Origin of the sequence: Kitasatospora sp. NPDC007106 (assembly GCF_040634455.1) — a bacterium.
Lineage (GTDB): Bacteria > Actinomycetota > Actinomycetes > Streptomycetales > Streptomycetaceae > Kitasatospora > Kitasatospora arboriphila.
Genome location: NZ_JBEYFP010000576.1, coordinates 1 through 3,874, shown reverse-complemented (window position 1 = coordinate 3,874; position 3,874 = coordinate 1). Strand labels below are relative to the sequence as shown.

The following is a 3,874-nucleotide window of genomic DNA, read 5'->3' as shown; positions in this document are numbered from 1 at the left end:
GTGGGGGTGGGGATGGCGGTGCGGCACAGTGCGCTTCCGACTCGCGCAGTTCCCCGCGCCCCCTGGCAGTGCCCCCCGAGCGAGGGGCACGTGGGGGTGGGGTGCGCAGCGGCCTTCCGGTTTTGTGTGGTTCGGCGCGCCCCGGGTGGTGGGCGTCGGGCGGGCGGGGAGCTGGGAGGATGGGGGCATGCGCATCGCGGTGACGGGTTCCACGGGTCTGATCGGTTCCGCTCTTGTCCGCTCGCTACTCGCGGACGGGCACGAGGTGGTACGGCTGGTGCGGCAGCGCAGCCGGGTGGGGCGGCAGCCGGACGGGACGGTCGGGATCGGCTGGAACCCCCACCTGCTGCAGATCGACACGGCCGGGCTGGAGGGCACCGACGCGGTGGTGCACCTGGCCGGCGCCGGGGTCGCGGACCGGCGGTGGACGCAGGCGTACCGGCAGGAGATCCACGACAGCCGGGTGCTGGGCACGGAGACCGTGGCGGGTGCGCTGGCGAAGCTCAAGCGGCCGCCGAGGGTCCTGGTGAGCGCGTCCGCGGTCGGCTACTACGGCCAGACCGGCGACCGGGTCGTCGACGAGGACTCGCCGGCCGGGGACGACTTCCTGGCCCGGGTGTGCGTCGAGTGGGAGGCTGCCGCCCGGCCCGCGGAGGACGCCGGGATCCGGGTGGTGCACCCGCGCACCGGGCTGGTGCTGTCCGCGCGCGGCGGTGCGCTCGGCCGGATGCTGCCGCTGTTCCGGCTGGGGCTGGGCGGCCGGCTGGGGTCGGGCGGGCAGTACTGGAGCGTGCTGTCGCTGGCGGACGAGGTGGCCGCCATGCGGTTCCTGATCGACCGTGCGGAGATGTCCGGCCCGGTCGACCTCACCGGTCCGCGTCCGGTGACCAACGCGGAGCTGACGGAGGTCCTCGGGCGGGTGCTGGGGCGGCCGACGGTGCTGGCGGTGCCGGAGTTCGCGCTGAAGACGGTGCTCGGCGAGATGGCCGTCGAGGTGGTGGGCAGCCACCGGGTGCTGCCGGAGCGGCTGTTGGCGGCCGGCTTCCGGTTCCGGCACCCGGACGCGGAGTCGATGGTGCGGGCGGCCCTGCTGGCCTGAAGGACCCGCGCGGGAACCGGACAGGAGACGGGCGGGAACCGGGCGGGAACCGGGCAGGAGACGGGCAGGACTGAGAGGGTCCGGTTCCGGGTAAGCGCCGTCGTACGTGGGGCGGACCCGGTCCGCCCACCGGGCGCACAGGGGCGCACGGTTGCAGACGGAGGGCGCGCCGTCGCGCCCTCCGTGACCGTGCGCGCCCGGCGCCGCCGGATCGCCGCTGGTCCGGCGCACGCTCGGTGACCGGGCCCCTCCGCAGTGCCACCACGATCCGGTGGCCGGACCCGATTCCACCGGCCGCGCCGGTCTGATCAGCACATTGACGGGGCATCACGTTTGACGGACCGTACCCGGCACCCCGCTGCCCGCCTCGGCCGGAGCTCCACGGGCCCGGCCGCCGCCGCGCGGGCCCGGAGGCCGCCGTCAGGGAGGGAGCACACCCGTGCCCGCATACGACTTCATCCGCCGTTCCCGCCAGCCGTCCGACCCGGACGTGGTCGTGGTCGGTGCCGGCCTCGCGGGCCTGGCCGCCGCCCGCGCGCTGACCGGACAGGGCCTCAGCGTCCAGGTCCTGGAGGCCGCCCGGCGCATCGGCGGCCGGATGGCCTCGGACGAGCTGGACGGATTCCGGCTCGACCACGGCATCCACCTGCTCAACACCGACCACCCGGAACCGGCCCGCCGGCTCGACCTCGACCGGCTGGACCTGCGCCCGCTGGCCCCGGGCGTCCTGGTGCACAGCGCCGGCCGCCGCTACCGGGCAGGCGTCCCCCAGCAGGCCGCCGGACGCGGGGCGCTCGGCGGGGCGCTGGGCAGCCCGCTCGAACGGGCCCGGCTGGCCGCCTCGCTGAACCGGCTCGCCGCCACGCCCGTCCCCCGGCTGCTCGCCCGGCCGGAGACCACCGCGGCCCGCGCGCTGGCCGACCGCGGCCTCGGCGGGCGGACCGTCGACGGCTTCCTGCGGCCGCTGCTGGGCGCGCTGCTGGCCGACCGCTCGCTGACCACCAGCAGCCGGGTGGCCGACCTGGTGCTGCGCTCGTACGCCCGGGGCCGGCTCTGCCTGCCCGCCGGCGGGACGGCCTCGGTGCCCGCACAGCTGGCCGAGGGACTGCCGGCCGGCACGGTGCGGACCGGGGTGGCGGTCACCGCGGTGTCCGCGGACGGCGTGGAGACCGCCCGGCACGGCCGGGTGGGCGCGCAGGCCGTGGTGCTGGCCTGCGACGCCCGCTCCGCGGCCGCGCTGCTGCCCGGGCTGCGGCTGCCGGACTTCCACCCGGTGACCACGTACTTCCACGCGGCGGACCGCTCGCCGCTGGGCGAGCCGGCACTGCTGCTGGACGCCGACCGGTCCGGGGTGTCGCACACGCTGGTGCTCAGCGACGTGCACCCCTCGTACGCGCCGGCCGGGCGGGCGCTGGTGGCGACCACGGTGCTGGGCCGGCGGGGCTACGACATCGGCGGCCCGGCCGGTTTCGAGCCGATGGTGCGCCGGCGGCTGGCCGAGCTGTACGGCGCTTCCACCGCCGGATGGGAGTTCCTGAGCGTCCGCCACGCCCCGGACGCGGTGCCGGCGATGCCCGCCCCGCACCACTTCCGCCGGTCGGTACGGGTGCTGGCCGGGCTGTACGTGTGCGGCGACCACCGGGACACCAGCAGCGTGCAGGGCGCCCTGGTGTCCGGGCGCCGGGCCGCGCAGGCGGTGCTGCGCGACCTCGGGCTGGAGACGGCGGTGCGGGCCTCCGACGTGGCGGCCTGACCGTGCCCGTCCGGCGGCCCGCCGTCGTGGCGGGCCGCCGGACGGCGCTCAGATCACCCCGGCCTGGCGGGCGGCCTCCTCGAAGGCCCGCACGGTCGGGGTGGCCCGGTAGGGGGCGAGGCGGCGGTGGAAGTCCCGCAGGTACTCCACCGTGCGGGCGGAGCGCATCTCGCCGGCGGCGCGCAGCGACTCGCCCGCCATCGTGCAGGACTCCTCGACCTCGCCCATGCCGAGCCGCGAGGTGGCCAGCACCAGGCGGCAGAGGATCCGGCTGCGGGCGTAGGCGGGGGCGCGCAGCCGCAGCGACTTCTCGGCGTGCTGGGCGGCGGGCCGCCACTGCTGCAGGTCGCGGTAGCAGTGCGCGAACTCGTCGGCCAGCTGGGCCTCGTCGAAGTAGCGCGACCAGGACGGCGCCTCGTCGCCCGGCCGGGCGGTGGCCAGCGCCCGCTCGCAGCGGACCATCGCCGCGGTGCAGGCGCGGACGTCGCCGAGCAGCGCGTGGCCGCGGGCCTCGGCGGCGTGCATCAGCGCCTGGACGACCGGGGCCGCCGTGGTGCCGACGCCCTGCTGGGCGACCCGGGCGAGCTGGATCGCCTCCCGGCCGTGGCCGAGGTGGACGGCCTGCTGGCTCATGGTGGTGAGCACGAAGCCACCGAGCACGCGGTCCCCCGCGGCCTGGGAGAGCCGCAGCGACTGGACGAAGTACCGCTGGGCGAGGCCGTGCGCGGCGATGTCGAAGGACGTCCAGCCGGCCAGCCTGGTGAGGTCGGCGACGGCGCCGAACAGCGCCCGGCCGATCTGCTCGCCGTAGCGGCCGCGCAGCATCGGCTCGGCCTCGCTCTCCAGGTAGCGGACCAGGGCCTGCCGGGCGTGGCCGCCGCCGTAGGCGTGGTCGAGCGCCCGGAAGAGGTCGCCGACCGCGCGGATGGCGGCGATGTCGCCGCGGCCGACCCGGACGGCCGGGCGGGAGTCCCGGCCGGGGGCGTTCTGCTCGGCGCCCTCGGTGCCGGGGAGCGGCCGGC

Annotated in this window: 2 protein-coding genes and 1 pseudogene; 2 read left to right on the top strand and 1 reads right to left on the bottom strand. The window is 77.4% G+C overall.

Going from position 1 to position 3,874, the window contains the following annotated elements; all coding sequences use genetic code 11:
* Window positions 1-187: 187 nt before the first annotated feature.
* Together ABZ641_RS28690 and ABZ641_RS28685 are read left to right on the top strand one after the other, a co-directional pair.
* Window positions 188-1,099, top strand: a complete 912-nt coding sequence (locus ABZ641_RS28690) for a TIGR01777 family oxidoreductase (protein WP_359986353.1) — start codon at window positions 188-190, stop codon at window positions 1,097-1,099.
* A gap of 439 nt (window positions 1,100-1,538) precedes the next feature.
* The gene (locus ABZ641_RS28685; RefSeq protein ID WP_359986350.1) at window positions 1,539-2,852 is read left to right on the top strand and encodes an FAD-dependent oxidoreductase; all 1,314 of its coding nucleotides are present in this window, start codon (window positions 1,539-1,541) and stop codon (window positions 2,850-2,852) included.
* Between the two features lie 48 nt (window positions 2,853-2,900).
* On the opposite strand, the pseudogene ABZ641_RS28680 reads toward ABZ641_RS28685, so the two are convergent.
* A pseudogene (locus ABZ641_RS28680) lies at window positions 2,901-3,874 on the bottom strand (regulator); the annotation flags it as partial.